The sequence below is a fragment of the Paenibacillus sp. WC2504 genome, from assembly GCF_052682475.1.
Genome location: NZ_JBQZFH010000001.1, coordinates 2,153,787 through 2,174,298 on the forward strand (window position 1 = coordinate 2,153,787; position 20,512 = coordinate 2,174,298).

Genomic DNA, 20,512 nt, shown 5'->3' on the forward strand with positions numbered 1-20,512 from the left:
AACAGTTGTTAGCAACACCTGTTCTAACGAATTTTATAGGAGAATATCACAATAGTCAAACGCCTGCGACTCCTTATAAAGGAGTGCGGGTTATTTCATTTTTGGGGAATCGATTGTCGGAAAAATTTTCATTGACGGCTCTAATCCCGAGGTCATATAATAACGTCCATGGAGTTTAACGTTTGTTAAAAACAAGTGTTAAAAACAAGTGTTAAAACGGAAAATAAGAAAGAGGAGAAAACATGAAACGAAAAATTATGTTGTATGTCATTTTAACCGTTATCGTTCTTGGCGGAGGCAGTATTGCCGGGTATTTCTGGTATGAAGGACAGAACTTCATCTCAACCGAGGATTCCCGATTGGCCGGCGACATCTATAAAGTGATGCCACGTATTACGGGGAAAGTGACGTCCCTGCAGATCGATGAAGGTGCGCATGTGCTTGCCGATCAGATTGTCGGACAACAGGATAGTAACAATTTGGCCACGAGCAGCTTGGATCAAGCGGCATTAAGAGCTCCGATAGAAGGCACGGTGATCAAGACTTTGATTAAAACCGGTGAAGTGGCGTCAGTCGGCCAGGCTGTAGCGATGATTGTAGACCCTACTAAGTTATTTGTGTCAGCCAATATAGAGGAAACTGCCATCAATAAGATTCATGAAGGACAGAAAGTTGAAATTAAATTGGATAATTTCCCAGGCAAGGTCTTAACAGGAAAGGTCAAAGAAATAAGCAAAGCCACCTCATCGACCTTCTCGTTGCTGCCTTCAACGAACACAAGCGGGAATTTCACGAAGGTCACTCAGCGTATTCCAATCAAAATATCCATTGAAGACAATCAAGGGCTTAACCTATTGCCGGGAATCAGCACAACCATCAAAATCCACTTGAAGAGCAATTAAACAAAGAGGAGTCAGTTCAAATGAATAGATTAAATCAATTAATAGTTCCCGCTGTTTTTATGCTTGCTACCCTTGCTGTTCTACCTGCATGTGGGGCGATAGAAGCAGAAGAATCAAGTGCGTCGGCCGTTCCTGTTCAAATCATCAAGTTGGGGCAAGGAGCAACAGCGGGCCTGAATGGCAAAATCATTCCTGATCAGAGTATTAATATCGTTTCGAAGGCGTCCGGTAAAGTAGCAGAAGTTCGCGTGCAAGAGGGCAGCAAGGTGAAGAAGGGGGATGTGCTTGTTCAGTTGGAGACGAGCGAGTTGACCCAACAGGTCAAACAAGCCGAATACTCTTCCACCGCAGCTCAAGCAAAGCTTGCTGATACGCAAGCGGGTGCCCGTACCCAAGAGATTACAGGACTCCAGAGTGCTATCCTTGCAGCAGGTGGGGCTTACCAACAGGCAACAGCGGCCGTAGAGCAGGCTAAAGCAGGCTTGGATCTTGCTACGAGCGGTTATAATCGTCTTCGCAATGCGTTCGAGAGCAGCTCCAATGTATCGCAAGATGATTTGGATAAAGGGACGCTCGATTATGAAAAGGCAAAGGCCGGTTACGAGCAGGCTTTAGGCGCACAGAAATCTGCCGAAGCCCAATTGAGAGGGGCAGAAGCCAAACTGGAGCTTGCCAAAGTCGGTCCGACAGAAAATACGGTTAAAGCACTCCAAGCGGATGTTGAGCGGTTGAATGCTACGCTTGAGCTCGCGAATAGCGGGCTGAGCAATGCGACAATTACGGCACCCATCGATGGAGTTATTGTGAAAAAAGGCATTTCGCCAGGTGAGTTGGCACAGGCCGGGGTGCAGATCCTCTCGCTTGTTAATATGGATCAAGTCCAAGTAGAGCTTAGTGTGATGGATAGCCAGATTACACAAGTGAAAGAAGGCATGGCCGTAGCAGTGAAGGTGCAAAATGTGCCGGATAAAAGTTTTCAAGGTGTGATTTCCTTCGTCAGTCCGGTAGCCAACACCAACAGCAACACATTTCCTGTGAAGGTAAAAGTCGATAACAAAGACGGCTTGTTATTTGCCGGCATGGTGGCGGAAGTACAGCTGAATGCTTCACAGCAAAGTCGTCTAGAAGTGCCGAAGAGCGCAGTCGTCAAAAAGAACCAAAAAGAATATCTGTTCACCGCAGAGAACAGCACAGTGCATCTCGTTGAAGTGAAAACAGAAGAGAAAAACCAGGATTGGCTCTACCTGATGCCTAACGACAACATCAAAGCCAATCAACAAATCATCGTGAAGCCTGCAGATAATTTAACTGAAGGCACGAAGGTAAAAGCCGAATAGGAGGCGCTACGATGGCTGATGAATCGGTGGTTCCACAACATAAATCAAAAGGCAATGGCCAGATGTGGCTGTCGCTGGTTGCTATTGTTACAGGTACGTTTGTCGCTGTATTGAATAGCAGCTTAATGAACGTAGCCATGAATAAATTCGTTGCCGTATTCGGCTCGGATCTCACGACCATGCAGTGGATTATTACCGGATATACGCTGGCTTCCGCCATGGTCATTCCGATGAGTGGATATTTGGGCGCGAGATTCGGCAATAAGAATTTGTTTATCTACTCCGTAGCCGGGTTTACGATATTTTCTGTCCTATGCGGTTTGGCATGGAGCGCCAATACCATGATTATATTTCGAATCATTCAAGGGTTTGCCGGCGGCTTCATCATGCCGGTTGGGATGTCGATTATTTTTACCACTTTCCCGAAGGAAAAGACAGGTACGGCCATGGGACTATGGGGGATTGCTGCCATGGTGGCTCCCGCGCTCGGGCCGACTTTCGGAGGGTATTTGATCCAGAATTTCAGCTGGCGGCTTCTGTTCTTCATCAATGTGCCGATCGGGATTCTGGCTGTCGTGCTGGGGAAGATACTTATGAAGGAATCACCTCGCACAACAGGATTAAAATTTGATACACCAGGGGCTATCTTGTCCATGATGTTCTTCGGGAGCTTGCTGCTGGCTTTAAGCAAAGGGCAATCCGAAGGTTGGACTTCGTTGTTCATTGTCAGCCTGTTATTTGTAGCTATGTGCAGTTTAATGCTCTTAATCTGGGTGGAGCTAGGAGCCAAGCAGCCTGTTCTGGACTTAAATTTATTCAAAAATGTTAAGTTTACGATTAGTGTCATCTCGGGCAGTTTGGTCATGATGGCTATGATGGGCGGAACTTTTTTAGCCCCTGTGTATTTGCAAAGTATTCAAGGGCTTAATGCCATGCAGACGGGGATCCTGTTAATGCCGCAATCGATTGCCATGGCCGTGATGATGGCGATCAGCGGGAAGCTGGTTGAGAAATTCGGGGTTGTTCCCATCTGTATTGCCGGTCTGGCTGTACTGGGGATCACTACGGCGGAATTGCATCTGTTGACGGCTGATACGCCGAATCATTGGCTGAATGCCCTATTAACGATTCGTGGGATTGGCATTGGTGTTTGCCTGATGCCGCTAACCTCTGCCGGCATGAACGCAGTGGCTCCGGAACAAATTAGTAACGCCTCGCCGCTTTCCAATGTTCTAAGGCAGGTGGCGGGTTCGCTAGGCATTGCGATATTTACCGCTATCATGGGCAACCGCCAGATCGTGCATTATCAGCACATTTCGGAAAGTGTAGCTGTGGATTCCGTTATGGCAAATAACACCGTATCCGCACTCACCGGGGAGATTTATGCTTGGGCGGTAGACAGGGCTACGGCTGCTGGTGCAGCGAGTTCTTACCTCGCCGGTTTTATGCAGAAAGAAGCCTATGTCAGGTCTATCGCAGATACCTTTTATATCTCAGCCATACCGGCCTTTATATGTATTCCTTTCGTTCTATTTTTTATAAAGCGAAAAAAAAACAGTTGAAGTACAAGAATAGCAGCATCAAAGAATTCATCGGGAGGCACAAGACAATGAAAAAGAGTTTAACGGTTATAATTAGCGCGTGCATGGCCTCTACCTTGTTAACTGGGGCTGCGCTAGGTGCCGCTTCTCCTAAATCCTCTGTAGATTTCAATGATTTGGGTCAATTGGATGCGGGCACGAGGGCTAAATTTGATGCGATGATTGCCGCAAGGATTTTTGATGGTGTGAGCGAGGGTGCGTTTGGTCTGCATGATAAAATGAACCGTGCCCAGTTCGCGAAAGCTGCTGCAATGATTTTCAACTTGAAGGTGGACACCTTGAGCAGCACTTCCAGCTTTCGCGATGTGAGCGCTGCGGATCCAGCTAACGGTTATGCGCTTCCATATATTGAGGCATTGAAAAAAGCAAACCTGACGGATGGGTTTGGCGAAGGCACCTATAATCCTGCTGGTGAGGTAACCAAAGAGCAATTAGCCGCATTCTTGATCCGAGGTTTGAATAAAGAGGCAGAAGTGAAACAGGATGCAGCGATGAATGATAGCACGGTATCCAGCTGGGCCAAGGGATATGTCGCTCTGGCTGTACAAATGAATTTGATGGGGAACCAAACGGACGGAAAGTTCGGCGGAATGACGCCAGCCAATCGAGAACTGTTAGTTACCTCTTCTTATGAAGCGAAACGCCTGTATGTGCCTGTAACACCGGCTGTAGCTGAGATTCCCGTAGAAGATATGAAAGCTTTCAATCTGACAGAAAATACGCAAGCTCAAGTGAAAAGTGTTACCCAAGAAAAATCGGCAGAAGGCTGGAGAGTCGGAGTGGTCGTTACATTAAACAACACTTCCGGTTTTACAAACCGAATTCCCGATTATGAGCTTCGCATCCAAACTGCGGAAGGGACCGTTTATACCCTTCAAGCGAGCGCAAGCAATTCTCGTTCCATACCTCCGCAGGGGAATGTGACCTTAAGCTATATGACTGATATCGGTGTGAACAAGGATATCCAGTTGACGAATCTTCTTTGGGTAGATGTCAATCAAAAAGTGTACCCTAAAGTAGAAACGCAATTAGCGGATGCTGCTATTAGTTCTATCGTATGGCGTGGCCAAGACGCCAAAATAGACGATCCATCCCGATTAGGCGATTGGGGCGCAAGATTCTCCCTTCCTGGTATCCACTCCGATTTGAAATATTCTGCAGTGAAGCTGTCGAAGCAGTTTACGGGTCAAACACCGAGCTATATCGTGGAAATTCAAGCGGAAAACGAAGGAAGCTATGCGGAAACAATACCGGATTTTACCTTGAGCGGGAAATCGGAGGGACAATCCTTCATCGGCAAAAGGGTGGAAGAGACGCCAATTCGTCTTGATGCAGGAGCCAGGAAGTCCATTCATTTTGCGATTACAACCGATATGAATACGACACTGCAAGCCTTCTATGTACTTTCACCTGAGAGTTTCTTGAAACAAGGTCAGACTGTGCCGATTCCCTATTTCACCGGGCGCATAGGATTCCGACTCCCTGCGAACGAAGGTACCGTTACAGGGCCAGCTGCAGGTATCTATATTTATGGCACGCCGATCGCATTCACACCAAGGAATGATTTCATTAATCCGAATTTAACTATTTCGCTGGAAGAGCTGCATGTAACAGATAATGAAGAAACAGGAAATAAAACGGGCGTGGCTAAATTTAAGCTCTTCAATAAAAGCGACAAACCTATTCCTGTGCCGGCTTTTGGAGCGGAGTTAGCGGGTAAAGATGGTAACGCGTACGCTGGAAAACGCCAGATTGTAAGTGCAACAGATATTGAACCTGGAACAGGAGTCGTCGTTAGTTATGGATTCACCCTTCCAACCACGGAGCAAAGTGAACGATTCCAATTGAATGTACAAGAAGTGCTATCAAATTCTGCCTACAAATCTACAATTGCCAGCTACCCTGTAAGTGTTCAGAATGAGAACGATCATAACAATATCTCGTTATTTCCATTCAAACTAAACTTGAAAAACTGGACTTTATCGCAGTTGACGGCGATGGGGACCACTGGATTTGCATACACGTATAAACTAAGTTTGGATATGGACATGCAGCGGGAATCCGAAGTGTTCTTAGATAATGCCTTTTCCAAGTTGAAGTTTGAGTTAGTGGACTCGTCAGGGCGTTCCCTGGGATCGAATTCATTTCCTTTTACCGGGGCAAATCGGTTGGTGAGCGGTTCCCAAATGCTGACCTTCAGCAACCTTACGCAAGACCAGGTTCAATCCCATATTTCCGTTAAAGTTTATGAAACCATCACTACGCCGACTGGTGAAGTGGATAGGCTTATTGCGGAATTGAAATAACATGAAAGAGACGTCTTCTAATTGAAGGCGTCTTTTTGTATATAAGCGTACTATGTCAATTAGCTCATGCCAATGGGAGAGCTTCGCTAACCCTAACCTGAACCCGAACCCGAACCCGAACCCGAACCCGAACCCGAACCCGAACCCGAACCCGAACCCGAACCCGAACCCGAACCCGAACCCGAACCCGAACCCGAACCCGAACCCTTATTGGTGTTTGTAGGTGGAGTAACTGGATTTTCTACTGTTAAAAAGTGTCGCGGAGTATCTATTAGATGAAATAACTGGAAATTGTGCAGTTGTTTCATACGATTCGCCTCATCTCAGACGGAATTTGAGGAATTACCTGTACAATTTCCATTTAATAGGTTGAAAGTAGCGGGAATGAACAAATTAGCAGCACTTTTCCCGTTAAAATTTCAGGGAATGCGTGTTGAGGGGATGAGTCGTTGTTTTGCGGGAATTACGGTCCGCTATTTTGCCGAAAAAGCACACCTTCCACGTGCAAGTGGAACTATGGGGCGCTATTTTGCAGATTTCACCTGTATAACGCGATATTGCGGACAAATAAGATCCTGTAGTTCCCATTGGGAAGGGGAAAGCTTGTTTTTCTCCAAATAGCGGACGCCAGTTCCCTTGAGTAGACACTTTACCAGGGGAAAACCTGGTACGTGCTGTACCATCATTTGCTGCCGTTTATTTGGCCACTGGTGCGCACGAAATTCATAATCGCTTTCCAAACAGCGGTTGCAATGGAAGCGAGCCTGTCATTTCTGGGTGTAGGGAATCCAAGTACGGTCTCCTTAGGTAAAATGCTTCTGGACGCTTTCTCGCGTACGCAAACTTTTTTGAACGATGCCTGGCAGTGGATGATTGTACCGCCTGCTTTGGTCATTCTTTTTGTCACTGTTGCGCTTGCTCTGATTGAGGAAAAAGCCGTGACAGCGAATTGCAGCGGTATAGAGCTTCCTGGAAAAGAGCGCCTTTTTGGTTAGGGAGTCTGCGAGAACTAGAAAATGAAGCTGCCGAGATGATCGGCAGCTTCATTGCGTTAACAGGCGGAAAATAATCTACTGACCCCCACCTTATCAAGGGTCAGAACTTCTATATATAATAAGAATTAAGTTAACTATTATTTTGTGGAGGGATCTTATGGGAGATTACAGACGGTACATTCCACTGTTAGCAACGAAAGAAGGCTGGCAAGCAGCATACGCCATTTTAGACAATGCCGGGAAATTAGCTTTAGATGATATTCTGGAAGGTCTTGAAAATCAAAACTGGAGAATAAGGAAATGGTGCACGGCTTTGCTAGATCACAATGCTGATCAACGCTGCATAGACCCCCTGGTCGCCCGATTAACTGATTCCTATGCGGATGTCAGGAGGCATGCCGTTCATAGCATTGGCTGTCAATCTTGCAAAGATGAATTGTTATGCTTGGATATCATCGCGTTATTAATCGAACGTGCGACGAAGGATACAAGTATTGCGGTTAGACGCAGTGCTGTTCATATGCTGGGCAATCAACCCTACGACATTCGAGCTTCAGAAGCGCTTGAGAATATGATTAGTAAGGAAAAAGATAGGAAACTAGTATTCAACGCAATGTGGTCATTGAAACAACAAAAACACTTTTACTGAACCAGACTCTCTAAGTCCGGCTGCAATTTATTCCGCAGAACATACAGCATGACGGCACCAACAAGGAACGCGGCAGCATCTGAGATGACGAGCGACCAGACAACTCCGTGGAAACCATTCATTTGATTGGCAATATACAACACAGGAATCAACGTAACCCCTTGAATAATGGACATAATAAATGCGGCGGTACCTTGCGCTGTTGCTTGGAAGATTCCTGTAAACAACGCGGTTATTCCTGTTATGAACAAGGATAAAAACGTCACATGCAGAATGTAACTGCCCATTTGAATTAATTGCGGGTCATTCGTAAAAAGACCGATTAAGTGGTCGGAAATTAGAAAAACGATGATGCCGAAAACGACGGCTAACGCCACAATCGCTTTGATTGTGAATTGAATGGTATGTTTCATGCGTAATTTATTCGCTGCAAAAGAGAAGGCAATCAACGGCACGACACCCTCGCATAAGCCCATCAGAATAACCTCAGGAAATTGCAATAAACGTGATGAAATTCCGAATGCCGCTACAGCCTGCTCACCATATTCGACCAGATAACGGTTAAAGATAAGCGACATTGCCCCCAAGAAAATACTCATAATAAAGACGGGAAATCCGATTTTGAATACATTGCTTAGTATATCTTTAGAAGCCTTGAACCATCTTAAGGAGACAGTTAAGAATTGGCTTTTATATCCGATATGGAAGGCATAGAATACACCCGCAACCAAGTTAGCAATGACGGTAGCAGAAGCTACTCCGATCACGCCCCAATGGAAGACGAAGATGGCTAACGCATCAAGAATAATATTGATGACAACACTGAGAATCATACCAACCATGGACGTGATTGCCGAGCCCTCAGCGCGCACAATATTCTCAAGCGTGAAAAATAAGACGATAAATGGTGAGCCAGCAATCATAAGTGTGACATAGTCTTTCGAGAAGCCGAAGGAGTCAGGCGTAGCTCCCAAACCATGAACGATGGAATCGATGTACGGGAGGCCGACGGCCATCAAAATAAGACCGAGCACTATGCTGCTGTAAAAAGCGAACGAAGACACATGTTTGGCATCATCGTATTTTTTCTCTCCCAGCAAACGGGAAATGAATGCACTGCTGCCCATGCCAATCAAGTTGCCTAAGGCCATGATGGCCGCGAATAACGGCAATGTGAGTGCGAGTGCGGTTAACATGGCCGTATTGTCGAGTGTGCCAAGGAAAAAGGCGTTCAAGATGGAATATATGACACTCATTGACATGCCTAGCATCATGGGTACAGCGAAGTGAGCTACGGCTTTTGCGATGGGGGCTTTTTCAAAATAATGAAGATTTTCTGTATCCATATGCGTCATCACTTTCTCATTTATTTTGGAGGGGATCGATCCAATCTTACAGTGTTAGATTGAACCTTACAGTGTTAGATGTTATCATATGCGTATGCACCTGTAAAGAACAATCTTACACTGTTAGATAAAGGGCGGATATCGATGAAAAAGCAGCAGCCTCAGATTTCGGAAGATAAGATTTTGGAAACCTCGTGGGAGCTTCTTGGAGAAGATGGCATCGAGAAGTTCAGCATGCGACGATTAGCCGACCGTCTTGGGATTCAGGCACCTTCTTTGTACTGGTACTTCAAGAGCAAGCAGAATCTCTTTCAGCGTCTGGCCAATCAGGTATCAAAAATGATCGTGGAGGAGTTCCACTCCGAAGGGGACTGGAAAGAGCATCTGACCGCGTTTGCGGTTACGGTGCGTCGTGTGCTCTGCCGATACCCCTGCTCAACGCAGCTCATGATGCTGACGATCCCCATCGAGCCGGACATGATCCGTTTCACCAACCGCATGCTGCTCTGCTTGGAGTCGACACCACTGGAACAAGAGCAGAAATTACAAGCGGTTCTTACGCTAGTGAACTATGTCTTCTACTTCGTGCTGGATAATTATCAGCATCAGCGCCTTTTCTCCACGGTCATTAAGGAGCAGGAAGAGCAACTCGGCGGGGAGATGATTCGTCTGCTGGACTCCATGAGTGAGACGGATGCCGGGCAGTTCCGGAGCATGTACAAAAGCGGGCTGTTCGAGCTCATAGGGACCGATAAGTCGTTTGAATTTGGCTTAAAGCTGATTCTGTTGGGAATTGAACAGGTAATAGAAGAGCAAAATGAACGCGGAACGACAGCTTAATAGATGAGCTTAACAAGGCGGCCAATAGGAATTGGCTGCCTTATTTATGTTGAATTCTAAGAATAGGAGAGCAACATTTCATAATTCCCCTTGTGTTATAACTATCCTGTACTTATTTGACACAGGAGGAGATTAAAAGATGAGTAGATTAAATGGTAAAATCGCTTTGGTTACCGGTGCAAGCCGGGGAATTGGTCGTGCTATTGCAACACGGTTAGCACAAGAAGGAGCCATAGTAGCTGTTCATTATGGCACGAACCAGGCCGCAGCCGTAGAAGTAGTACGAGGTATCGAGCAAAATGGAGGGACTGCATTCACCATTGGCACGAAACTCGGTACGATCGAGAGCATAGAGACCCTTTATAAGACATTGGATGAGTTGTTGCAGGAGCGTACAGGTGACACCCATTTTGATATCTTGGTGAATAACGCAGGGATTGCCCTAGTAGCCCCAATTGAGGATACAACAGAAGAGGCATACGAAGAAATGATGAAAATAAATGTCAAAATGCCATTTTTCCTAACACAACATGCTTTGCCGCGTTTGAGAAATGATGGTCGCATTATTAATTTGTCGTCCTCGATAACAAGAATTTCACTGCCTGCTATTCCTGCTTACAGTATGAGCAAGGGGGCAATCAACTCCTTAACGCTTGCTTTATCCAATCAACTCGGTTCACGTGGAATTACGATTAATGCCATCCAACCTGGATTTGTTGCCACGGATATGAATGCCGCCATGCTGCAAGATCCTGCCTCAGAACAATATGGCGCTGATTTTTCTATCTTTGGCAGATGGGGGCAACCAGAGGATGTCGCGGATATAGCAGCTTTTCTGGCTTCTTCCGACAGCCGCTGGGTAACAGGGCAATGGATTGACGCCAGCGGGGGCTCTCATTTGTAAGTGGCAAAATAGGAGAAGAAGAGATTTCATTCGGAAGGAATTAAAAATTTCTGCTAGAATAATATGCATAAACGCGATGAGTTCAACAATTAAAGGAGATAGACATGAAAGAAGAAGACGTTAAGCAGCGTATTAAGGATTACCAGCAGGCAGAAGGCGTGAAATCTCTTACTTGTGGAAACAACAGCAGTCACGAGAAACTATATCCTAAGGTGCTTGAACAAGGTTTGGTGCTTCTATGCCCTAATTGCAACTACACGCAGACGTACATCCCGGATCTCTTTTTCGATGACGGGTTTTATGACTGGCTCCGGGGTATGAAAAGTTTGATTTAAATGGAAGCGGGTTGTGTATGTTTTAGGATGAACAGTTGTTGGAGCGTTTATAGATTAAGAAGACCGGAACCGCTGGAGCTGAGGGTTCCGGTTTTTTGTTATGGAAGTTTCAGAAGGCTTAGATAAAGAAAGAACACAAAAATTATCAAGGTAATCACTAAATATATCAATGAAAGCGCATTCTTATATTTTGTATGATGGAATTAGTAATATCTTACAAATACGAGAAGGTGTGTTTATATGAAATTACCTAATAAGTATGTCATCTTACTAATAGCATTTTCTGGCATATGTATAGTTATTGCCACTTATGCCCTTATGAAGAGCCAGAGTGTCTCCGAGTATGAACCTCGAGTCGTTATATACCTAATGAAACGGAAAGTCGGATTGATCCTGAGCAGGATGGGGTAACGGTAATCATCGATCGTGAGCGTCTGGCGCAGAAGTTAGCAGCTCTTCATGCAGCAACAGGAACAGATCATGATGCCCTCCATATTTACATGCCTGGTGCTTATTCATCGAATACGGTGGAGCTGCCGTTGGATGTCTTGCGCAGCAGTCTTAAAGAAAATCAAAAAACAATTTTGGTTGTCCACAGTCAATTAAGTACCTATGATCTGCCGCTTTCGCTACTAAATCTGACAGGTGCAGATCGTCTGGATGCTGGTGCCGTGCTTATTATTCGAATGGATAAAGCGAAAAGCCAGCAAGAACAGCTATTTGAACAAGCTATCTCAAAAGAAGGTCTGAAGCATGTAAGCGATATGATCGATTATAAAGTTATTCTCAAATCCAAGGACAAAGAAGAAGAGATCAACATTTTGGAAATACTTTTGTGAAACGTGTGATACAAATAGATAGTGTCATCCAAGACTCTTCTACTGCCACTGTAGTTGTATTCGATCCTCGGACTGGGAAAATGCAATTCGTGCCAGCTGTATTCATGGTGAAAGATGGGAAAACAGAAGCAACCATTACCCGTAATACGAACAGTATGTACGCCATCGTTCAGAATAAGAAAACATTTGACGACATGGCTGGGCACTGGGCGCAGAAGGATGTTGAGTTGTTAGCTTCCAAGATGATTATCAATGGCACATCGGATCACTCGTACACACCGGAGATGCAAGTGACTCGAGCTCAGTTTGTAGCCATGCTTGTAAGAGGATTGGGACTATCGACAGAAACGTTGCCAGCTGTATTTACAGATGTAGCTGCTACTCAGTGGTATGCCTCAGAAGTGGGTACAGCCGCTAAATATGGTTTGGTTCAAGGCGTATCCGAAGGGTTATTCAACCCGGATGAACATATAACGAGGGAGCAGATGGTCGTTATTCTAATGAAAGCTGTTGCACTCGTTCAAGGGACAGCGAAAACGGATGTAAAGGCTACTACGCAATTCGCAGATCAAGACCAATTGTCGGACTATGCCCGTAGTGCATTATCAGAAGCCGTTGGAAAGGGATTGGTGCATGGGAAAACAGAAACAACGTTTGCTCCGCAAGATATAGCCACTCGTGCTGAGGCTGCGGTGATGATCAAACAAGTCTTGCAATTTTTAAAGCTGATCAATTAGACGGTATTGAACAATGATGTGCCCGGTTCAACTGAAGTTGAGCCAGGGCACATTTTTTTATTTTCCAGGATGTGCGTAATCATCCCGAAGGAAATGGGACATTTTCAAAAACTTATCGGGCAATCTGACTTTTTGCATCATAGCGGAGAAATGAATCATGGTCCAAATAGCGGAGAAACGGAACTTTGAACGCCAATTTGGCTATTCAAATGGTCAAAAATGGTATGCTATGCTCCTCGTGTAAGACAAACCAATGACATGGGAGGATTTATTCTATGAAATAAAAACGGGCGATATTGATTTACTTTCATTATTTGTAAACGTATACAATTGTAAAAAAACAAGACTTAAAGGGTAGGTTTTATTAACAATTGAAAGGACGTGACCCTGTTTGAACAAGATGAAGCAAGTGACTCTGTTAGTATCATTATTGTTAATTCTTAGCATGTTTAATACGGTAATTGCGGATGCAGCAGCACCAGAGGGTATTAGTCATGCTAGAATGATGCCTGTCGACAACATTGCCAATCATGGTTCCACGATGGTAGAACTGCCCGATGGCACGCTCTTCTCGGTATGGTTTAACGGCGTTGGAGAAAGAGATGGGAATTTAACGAAACTCATCGGTTCTCGTTCGAAGGATGGCGGGAAAACTTGGACTGAACCCTTTATTGTTTATGATACATGGGATTTTCCGGATAATAACCCGGTTCTTTTCGTCGACAGTCAACAGAGATTGTGGTTGTTCTACGGCGTTATCTACAATGGCCAATGGGTATCTACGCAAACTAAATTTATGTATGCCGATATGGGCAACTATGAATATGCCGTTCGCAATGGCGGAAATGCAAAATGGCACTATCCACAGCCGTTGTACACGAATGTAGGGGAAGGCATGTTTGGCGAAGGAAAGTACTCCAATGGACAGTGGAACTATGGCATCAAGGGTGCTGAAATTAAGTTTGTAAATCCAAGCTCTGTGACGGCTGCAACCTACTTGGACCCGTCTCAATATGTACCGGTCACGACAAGGTTTGGCGGCGCTACCCGTTTTATTACAGACAGCTTCGTTGTCTCGATGAGAAATAAATATGATCAGTACGTTGCCTATTTGAAATCCGCCAAGCCATACGACGATGTTTATGCGGGCAGAACGGATGAAATTATCACGATGCTGACCACGGGAGTCTCCGTAAAAGAGCCCTCCATTATTAAAAATTCAATTGAGCGTTCATCCGGCGCAGACAACGATGTCAATACTTGGGGACCGATTTACCGCAGGCTTGGATGGCAAACCAAAAATAAGCCGATTGAAGTCACACTTGCAGATGGCGTCACCAAAAGATTAATTTTGCCGTTGTATTCCGATTCATTGGCGAATTCCGTTTGCGCGTACACCGATGATCACGGCATCACCTGGAAGTTTAGTGACCCGATTGTAGGATCAGGAACGATCCAAGGCTCGCTGATTCAAAAGAAAGATGGCACGATTCGCGGTTATTTTAGAAGCGGTAAGTTAGATGGCCGAAACGGGCGCATGGCTTGGCACACGACCTACTCGGAGTCTACCGATTTCGGAGTTACGTGGAGTGTTCCGAGAGTTGATCCTTATTTAAAAAATGACGGCGGCTTTGAACTTTCCAAGCTTCCTAACGGTGACTGGTTGATAGCTACCAATCAAGAAACCTCACGCAGTGTAGTGAAGAAAACGCTGGACGGAAATAGAAATTCTTTCAGTTTATTGCTCTCTACCGATGAAGGAATGAACTGGAAACCGATCATGATCAAGGATGGCATGAATAATGGCGAGAGCTACGAATACCCATCGGTTCTCGTTGATAGAGTCGGGAATGCGTTGATGAACTATACGTACAAAATCCCTGGAGCAGGGGCTACGATTGGTTTCTCCAAAATTGCAGGCAGCGAGATGGGGACTATGTTTAATTCTGTTGTAACTGCAACTTATGGCTCTGGAAATTCACTGAGTTTTGACAGTGTCGTCAATTTGCCGTCAATTGAACTGAAAGCAGGACAAAGCACACAAATGACCTACAACCTTACAATAGGCGGACAATCGTTTGATGCAACAATGGACACCCTTACATTGACATCCGATCTGCCTGCTGTAGCCACAATTAACACAAGCGGAACCGTCACGGCCATTCAAGCGGGAACTGCCATGGTAACGGCTGTAAGCAATAAATACGGAACCATATATAAATTTATCGTGAAGGTTACCCAATGAAAGGAGTCATGCAGATGAACAGGAAAATCAAGCTATTAATTTCTATGACGGTTTGTATCGCGATATCTGCAACAAGTCTAATTCCTGCCTTGGCTGCAAGTACGGGAACATTCAACATTTCCGATCAAGCGGTGAGTATTTTTAAACCCATTAAGGATAATGGGGCTACGGGTGATCACGTACATGGCTCCAGCATTGTAGAATTACCAAGCGGAGAGTTGCTGTGCGTATGGTTTCAAGGGAATGGCGAGCGGGATGCGACTACGACACGGATTATGGGAGCACGTTCAACTGATGGTGGAAAAACATGGCTGAAACCGTTCGTAGTCACTGACGCTCAAGATATCGCTGACATTAATCCCGTCGTATACGTTGATTCCGGGGACCGTCTCTGGTTTTTCTGGTATCCGGTCCTTGCGGGCAGATGGCAAACTTCCCAACCTCGCTATGCGTATGCGGAAAAAGGGAGTTATGAGCTTGAAGAGGTCGGCAACAAAGCGCCAAATTGGACTTTTTCAGAAAATGTCGGGATTAAGCTTGGTAAAAATATTGGCGGTGTAGTCAATCCAAGCAGCGCAGACGATAATATTAGTCAGTCGCTCGATGATAGAGCAGGAGCCACTTCTAGACCTTCTTGGGCTACAGCACCTGTTGTCGCGCGTCCAGAGTTGGCCAAAGGTTTCGTGAACACGATAAAGGCTAAGCTTGATGAGCAAAAAGAGTACTTGTTCAAACCGGTTGCAGATGGCGGAGCAGGGATGAGCCGGAAAATTAATGAAGCTGAATTTGATGGTTTAGTCACGCAAACCATGCAGTTAATTGGCGGCGATCCAACCAAATATTTGTATGCTCCGACAGTTGCGGACACCATTACGGAGCCTCGTTCCGGCTATCCGTACGCCCGCCGACTCGGCTGGCAAACCAAAGATAAGCCTTTTGCAGTCGATTTAGGCAATGGCAAAGTTCGTCTGCTCCTGCCTCTCTATTCGGACATGTTAGAAATGAGCATTATGGCTTTTACAGAGTATGACCCTTCCAAACCTCTTGCGGACAATTCGGTTCGGTGGGAGATGAGTGAGCCTATCGTAGGTATCGCCAACATTCAGGCCACGATGGCTCAAAGAAAAGACGGCACCATTGTAGCTTATATGCGTGACAACGGACCAAGACCTTATCGTGTGGTGGCTTCCGAGTCCAGAGACAAAGGATTGACATGGTCAACGGTCAAGGATGTGCCGGAACTGCAGGATCCGGGTGTAGGACATGATCTTTTGCAGCTTAAGAACGGCAATTGGGCATTCGTTCACGTAGATACGGAATCAAACCGGAACACATTGGCTGTCGCCCTTTCGGATGATGAAGGAAAAACGTGGAAATACAGAAGGCATCTTGCCCTGGATACAAGAAGCAGCACGGGAAGCTACCATTACCCTGCCATTACGCAAGCACATAACGGAGATATCCTGATCAGCTTCAGCCGGTTCTTCTCGTCGCTTGATATGGACGCTGCCAACCAATCTTTGGGAAGTTATAAAAACATTACGTTCTCCAGAATAACGGAGGACTGGATTAAGCAAGGTGACCCTTTAACCGTTATCAGAGAATATGAAAGCATCGATCGTGAAATCGCCGTGCCTGCTTCGTTCAATATCAGTACGGCATCCGATAGTGCGATTAAAGCCCTTTTCCCATCTACAATTAAAGCTTATACCTCCTATAAACAAGGGGCAGAAAATGCGGTTCTTCCTTCCGTCGATTTGCCGGTGGATTGGGATGTTGCTGCTATTAAGGCGAACTATAAGCTTAATTCCTTCATTAGCAACCTTACCGGCGTTGTGAATGAGAGCAAACTGCCGCAGGGGATAACAAGCGATATGCTGCCATTTTTCAAAGCACCGCTCAGGGTATATCTCTACAATGATCCCAATGCGGTTGCGGCTCAAAGTTTGGCGTTAAATAAAGATGACCTTAATCTGTTCAAGGGGCAGTCTGAAGCCTTAATCGCTACAGTACTCCCAAGTCAAACCACGAATAAGACAGTGCTGTGGAGTTCAAGCGATTCCAGTGTTGCAGTAGTGAATAATGACGGTATCGTCACCGCTGTTAATAAAGGAGCAGCTGTCATCACGGCGAGAACACTTGATGGTAACTTTACGAAGGCAGCTAATGTTGAAGTAAGAATACCTGCTGCAAGCGTTACTGTCACACCGGGCGAAATTACGCTAAATAGGGGACAATCAAGTGTTTTGGCAGCAGCAGTATCGCCGGATGACTCAACGGTTCAATCAATGAACTGGAGTTCAAGCGATGAGAATGTTGTTTTAGTGAATGATAAAGGGGAAGTTACAGCCAAGAGTGTTGGTCAAGCCATTATTACGGCAAAAGTCATTGATGGAAGCAACATAGCTTCTGGAACGGCGATCGTCAAAGTACTAGGAAGCAGCGGTGGTGGTAGTGGTAACGGTGGTAACAATGGTAACAGTGGAGGCAGTGGTACTGGCAGCAGCAACTCAACAACTCCACCTTTAGTGCCGCCTGTAACGGAGAAACCTCCTGTTAATCCACCGACGAAGCAGCCGGACACAACGCCAAAGCAAGTATTTAAAGATGTCAATGACAACTATTTATGGGCAAAAGAAGCCATAGAAGCGTTGGCGAGCAAAGGAATCGTTAACGGTACCTCCGAGACGACATTCTCGCCTGAGAAAAATATTTCGAGAGCTGACTTTATAACAATGGTTGTCAGAGCGCTTAATCTGAAGGCGGATATGACCAGTAACTTCGATGATGTGAACAAAAGCGATTATTATTATGAAGCGCTGGCAATAAGTAAAGCTTTGGGGATTGCGGATGGAGTAGGCGGCAATACCTTTAATCCTCAGGGTGAAATTAGCAGACAAGATTTAATGGTGCTTGTTTCCAGAGCTCTTCAAAAAGCAGGAAAGCTGCAGTCTAAAGGCAACCTTGACGAACTGAATTCCTTTAAGGATGCATCCAGCGTTGCGGAATATGCCAAAGAAAGCGTCGCATTACTCGTGGAGGCTGGAATCATTGAGGGCAGTGACAACTTGATCAATCCGGAAGGCAAAGCAACAAGAGCTGAAGTGGCAACTATCGTTTATCGCGTTTTAAAATTGCTAAACTAATGGCAAGAGGGTGTCCCCGAGTAAGTTGGGGACATCTTTTTTGTGTTGTGGGGTGTTTACCATGTAAACCTAACAACCCTATTGGGCAGCGACAGTTCGGTCCGGTTCCAAGGTGGACCACCTTGGGCGCGATCTTGCCAACCAATTCTAACGGACACCACAGCCGTTATTATCGTGAATATGGTCCTGTTTCATATCTAACGGACTCAGGAAGCGTTATTTGCCGATTTCGAGGCGAAATCACGGTAGAAACAAGCAAATAACTGCGCTGGTGTCCGTTAGATTTTCAAAAGGGCTATATTTCGCCGAATAAGAGCTGCTGTGTCCGTTAGACGGTCGGGTGACTGTCCCAACCACCCCGCCTGTCCAGTCTCAACTCCACATTGCCCATCTGCATCTGGAAGCGAACGGTCCGTTAGATTCTCAAATAGGCCAACACTCGCCGAACAAGAGCAGCCAGATCCGCTGCATGTTGACTATTTGCATCATGGCGGAGAAATGAATCATTGCCGGATAAGCGGAAAAACGGCACTTTAAACGCCGAATTGGACGTTCATCTGGGCAAAAATGGTGTGCTATGATCCTCGTGTAAGGCAATCCAATTACATAGGAGGATATATTCGATGAAAGCAAAAAAGGGGATTATGACAGTAACCGGTTCATTGCTTTTGCTATCAAGTGTGCTTAGCGGTTGTGGAAGCAGTTCAACCACTTCGCCAGCTTCAACCAATAATTCTTCGACTCCGGCTCCGGCAACGACAACCGGTGCGGCAAGCACATCGGCAGCAGCCCAGCCGCTATCGCTGACCTGGATGAGGTATGAACACCCTTCTCAAGCGATTGTAGCTAATTCAAAAGCTATTCAGGAAATTGCCAAGCGCAAAAATGTCAAACTCAATCTCCAAAGTGTTCCTCAGAGCAACTACGATGATAAAAAGAAAACGCTGATCGCAACGAATACCCTGCCGGATATCATGCTCGTCAAACAAGACGATATTCAGAACTTTGCCGACACGGGAACCTTTCTTGATCTGACGCCTTATTTGGACAAAATGCCTAATCTGAAGAAAGTCATTTCCCAACAGCCGGAAATCAATAAAAACAAAATTGACGGGAAGCTGTATGGATTTCCTCTCGTAGCCAATTGGCAGGGGGTTGGCGGCCAGCTTTCGATGATCCGTATGGATGTGCTTGACAAGTTAGGTTTGAAAAAGCCGACAACTTACGATGAACTATATCAAGTGATGAAGAAAATGAAAGAAGCGAATCCGGATTCCTATCCGTTCACAGCCCGTGCCGCCAATGGACTTACAGGGACAGAAAATTTAATCAATCCCATTTCGTTCGCATTTGGTAGCGGATACACAACGTTTAACGGTACGAAGGTATACTACGAGCCAAAAGATAAAACTTACAAATTCGGTCCGGCGATGCCAGAGTTTAAAGAGGCTATTACCTGGTTGAATAAACTGTACAAAGAAAAGCTTCTTGATCCGGATTATGCTACGGCTACATCGCAAATTTGGCAAGAAAAGCTAAACTCGGGTAAATCCTTCTATTTCCAAGATAATAACGGTTTCGCAAGCACATTTAACATCAATCTGCAGAAAAAGGATCCGAATGCGAAGTTTGATATGTTGGATACCATGACGACGCCAAGCGGTGCAAAACGGAACCTGATCTACGCACTTGGTCACTTGTCGGAATCCTACGTTGTTAATGCGAAAGTTAAGAATCCGGAACAGGTTGTTCAATTCATGGATTGGTTCTATTCCCAAGAGGGTATCGAAGTTACCAACTTCGGTGTCAAAGGGGAAGATTTCACCGGTGAAAATGGCGATTACAAATTGACGGACGCTGTTGTGAATAAATACAAGGACAGACAGCCGAGCGCGTTTTATGCGCTGCAATCGGAGTATGGCACAGGCTACCTGGGACTTGGTTTGAATAATGATGATCATGCCGGATTGCCGTTCAATACGAAAGAATGGGTAGATTGGAACAACAAAGCATCCAAAGGTTTGGCTGCAGGCGAGAATGTTCAATTCGTTAATGACCCGCCATTTACCAAGGAAGAACGCGAGAAGCTCAAGCAAATCCGCACACAGCTGGATGCTTACCTGGCTCAAAACATGGATAAATTCATTGTGACAGACGGTGCGCTCAAGGATTGGGATAACTTCGTGAAACAACTCAAATCGAAGGGTGCAGACGATATCGTCAAAATCTATAACGATGCCTTGGCGCGCGTGAAATAAGAAGCCCAAAGTTCAATTCATATTGTGAGAGGGTAGGTTGCTAAGGCATACCTGGCAGCCTGTCCCTTTATT

The 20,512-nt window shown here is 45.5% G+C and carries 16 protein-coding genes; 15 read left to right on the forward strand and 1 reads right to left on the reverse strand.

Annotated elements, in window-relative coordinates; translation table 11 throughout:
• The first annotated feature begins 242 nt into the window (after positions 1 to 242).
• The 7 genes from ACUN27_RS09550 to ACUN27_RS09580 all read left to right on the forward strand — a co-directional run bounded on the left by ACUN27_RS09550 (position 243) and on the right by ACUN27_RS09580 (position 7,790).
• On the forward strand, positions 243 to 902 hold the full coding sequence (locus tag ACUN27_RS09550; RefSeq protein WP_315951776.1) for an HlyD family efflux transporter periplasmic adaptor subunit: 660 nt from the start codon (positions 243 to 245) through the stop codon (positions 900 to 902).
• A gap of 20 nt (positions 903 to 922) precedes the next feature.
• The gene (locus ACUN27_RS09555) at positions 923 to 2,239 is read left to right on the forward strand and encodes an efflux RND transporter periplasmic adaptor subunit (protein ID WP_326060372.1); all 1,317 of its coding nucleotides are present in this window, start codon (positions 923 to 925) and stop codon (positions 2,237 to 2,239) included.
• An 11-nt stretch (positions 2,240 to 2,250) separates the two neighbouring features.
• Positions 2,251 to 3,801, forward strand: coding sequence for a DHA2 family efflux MFS transporter permease subunit (locus ACUN27_RS09560; protein WP_326060371.1), 1,551 nt, complete (start codon positions 2,251 to 2,253; stop codon positions 3,799 to 3,801).
• Between the two features lie 47 nt (positions 3,802 to 3,848).
• Entirely contained in the window at positions 3,849 to 6,146 is a 2,298-nt protein-coding gene (locus ACUN27_RS09565) for an S-layer homology domain-containing protein (RefSeq protein ID WP_445558799.1), read from the forward strand.
• 52 nt (positions 6,147 to 6,198) lie between these two features.
• On the forward strand, positions 6,199 to 6,369 hold the full coding sequence (locus ACUN27_RS09570) for a hypothetical protein (protein WP_445558800.1): 171 nt from the start codon (positions 6,199 to 6,201) through the stop codon (positions 6,367 to 6,369).
• A gap of 448 nt (positions 6,370 to 6,817) precedes the next feature.
• Positions 6,818 to 7,141: a hypothetical protein gene (locus tag ACUN27_RS09575; RefSeq protein ID WP_315951766.1), complete on the forward strand. Its 324-nt coding sequence runs from the start codon at positions 6,818 to 6,820 to the stop codon at positions 7,139 to 7,141.
• A gap of 157 nt (positions 7,142 to 7,298) precedes the next feature.
• Positions 7,299 to 7,790 carry a HEAT repeat domain-containing protein gene (locus tag ACUN27_RS09580; protein WP_315951765.1) on the forward strand — a complete coding sequence of 164 codons (492 nt, stop codon included), beginning with the start codon at positions 7,299 to 7,301 and terminating at the stop codon, positions 7,788 to 7,790.
• Here ACUN27_RS09580 and ACUN27_RS09585 read toward each other — a convergent pair.
• On the reverse strand, positions 7,784 to 9,136 hold the full coding sequence (locus ACUN27_RS09585) for an MATE family efflux transporter (protein WP_326060369.1): 1,353 nt from the start codon (positions 9,134 to 9,136) through the stop codon (positions 7,784 to 7,786). The two genes, ACUN27_RS09580 and ACUN27_RS09585, sit on opposite strands and share 7 nt — an antisense overlap.
• A gap of 144 nt (positions 9,137 to 9,280) precedes the next feature.
• On the opposite strand from ACUN27_RS09585, the gene ACUN27_RS09590 reads away from it, so the two are divergent.
• The 8 genes from ACUN27_RS09590 to ACUN27_RS09625 all read left to right on the forward strand — a co-directional run bounded on the left by ACUN27_RS09590 (position 9,281) and on the right by ACUN27_RS09625 (position 20,440).
• Positions 9,281 to 9,976 (forward strand): TetR/AcrR family transcriptional regulator, encoded by a 696-nt coding sequence (locus ACUN27_RS09590; RefSeq protein ID WP_326060368.1) that lies wholly within the window; start codon positions 9,281 to 9,283, stop codon positions 9,974 to 9,976.
• A 139-nt stretch (positions 9,977 to 10,115) separates the two neighbouring features.
• A complete protein-coding gene (locus ACUN27_RS09595; protein WP_326060367.1) occupies positions 10,116 to 10,880 on the forward strand; it encodes an SDR family oxidoreductase in 765 nt (254 codons plus the stop codon).
• Between the two features lie 104 nt (positions 10,881 to 10,984).
• Complete coding sequence (locus tag ACUN27_RS09600) at positions 10,985 to 11,215, forward strand: hypothetical protein (protein WP_326060366.1); 231 nt, start codon at positions 10,985 to 10,987, stop codon at positions 11,213 to 11,215.
• Between the two features lie 500 nt (positions 11,216 to 11,715).
• On the forward strand, positions 11,716 to 12,054 hold the full coding sequence (locus ACUN27_RS09605; RefSeq protein WP_326060365.1) for a hypothetical protein: 339 nt from the start codon (positions 11,716 to 11,718) through the stop codon (positions 12,052 to 12,054).
• Positions 12,051 to 12,791, forward strand: a complete 741-nt coding sequence (locus ACUN27_RS09610; protein ID WP_445558801.1) for an S-layer homology domain-containing protein — start codon at positions 12,051 to 12,053, stop codon at positions 12,789 to 12,791. Before ACUN27_RS09605 ends, ACUN27_RS09610 begins: the two co-directional genes overlap by 4 nt.
• Before the next feature lie 400 nt (positions 12,792 to 13,191).
• A complete protein-coding gene (locus ACUN27_RS09615) occupies positions 13,192 to 15,036 on the forward strand; it encodes an exo-alpha-sialidase (RefSeq protein ID WP_326060399.1) in 1,845 nt (614 codons plus the stop codon).
• Positions 15,037 to 15,050: 14 nt separating this feature from the next.
• Positions 15,051 to 18,182, forward strand: a complete 3,132-nt coding sequence (locus ACUN27_RS09620; RefSeq protein WP_326060363.1) for an exo-alpha-sialidase — start codon at positions 15,051 to 15,053, stop codon at positions 18,180 to 18,182.
• Positions 18,183 to 18,805: 623 nt separating this feature from the next.
• Entirely contained in the window at positions 18,806 to 20,440 is a 1,635-nt protein-coding gene (locus ACUN27_RS09625) for an extracellular solute-binding protein (protein ID WP_326060362.1), read from the forward strand.
• Positions 20,441 to 20,512 lie beyond the last annotated feature (72 nt).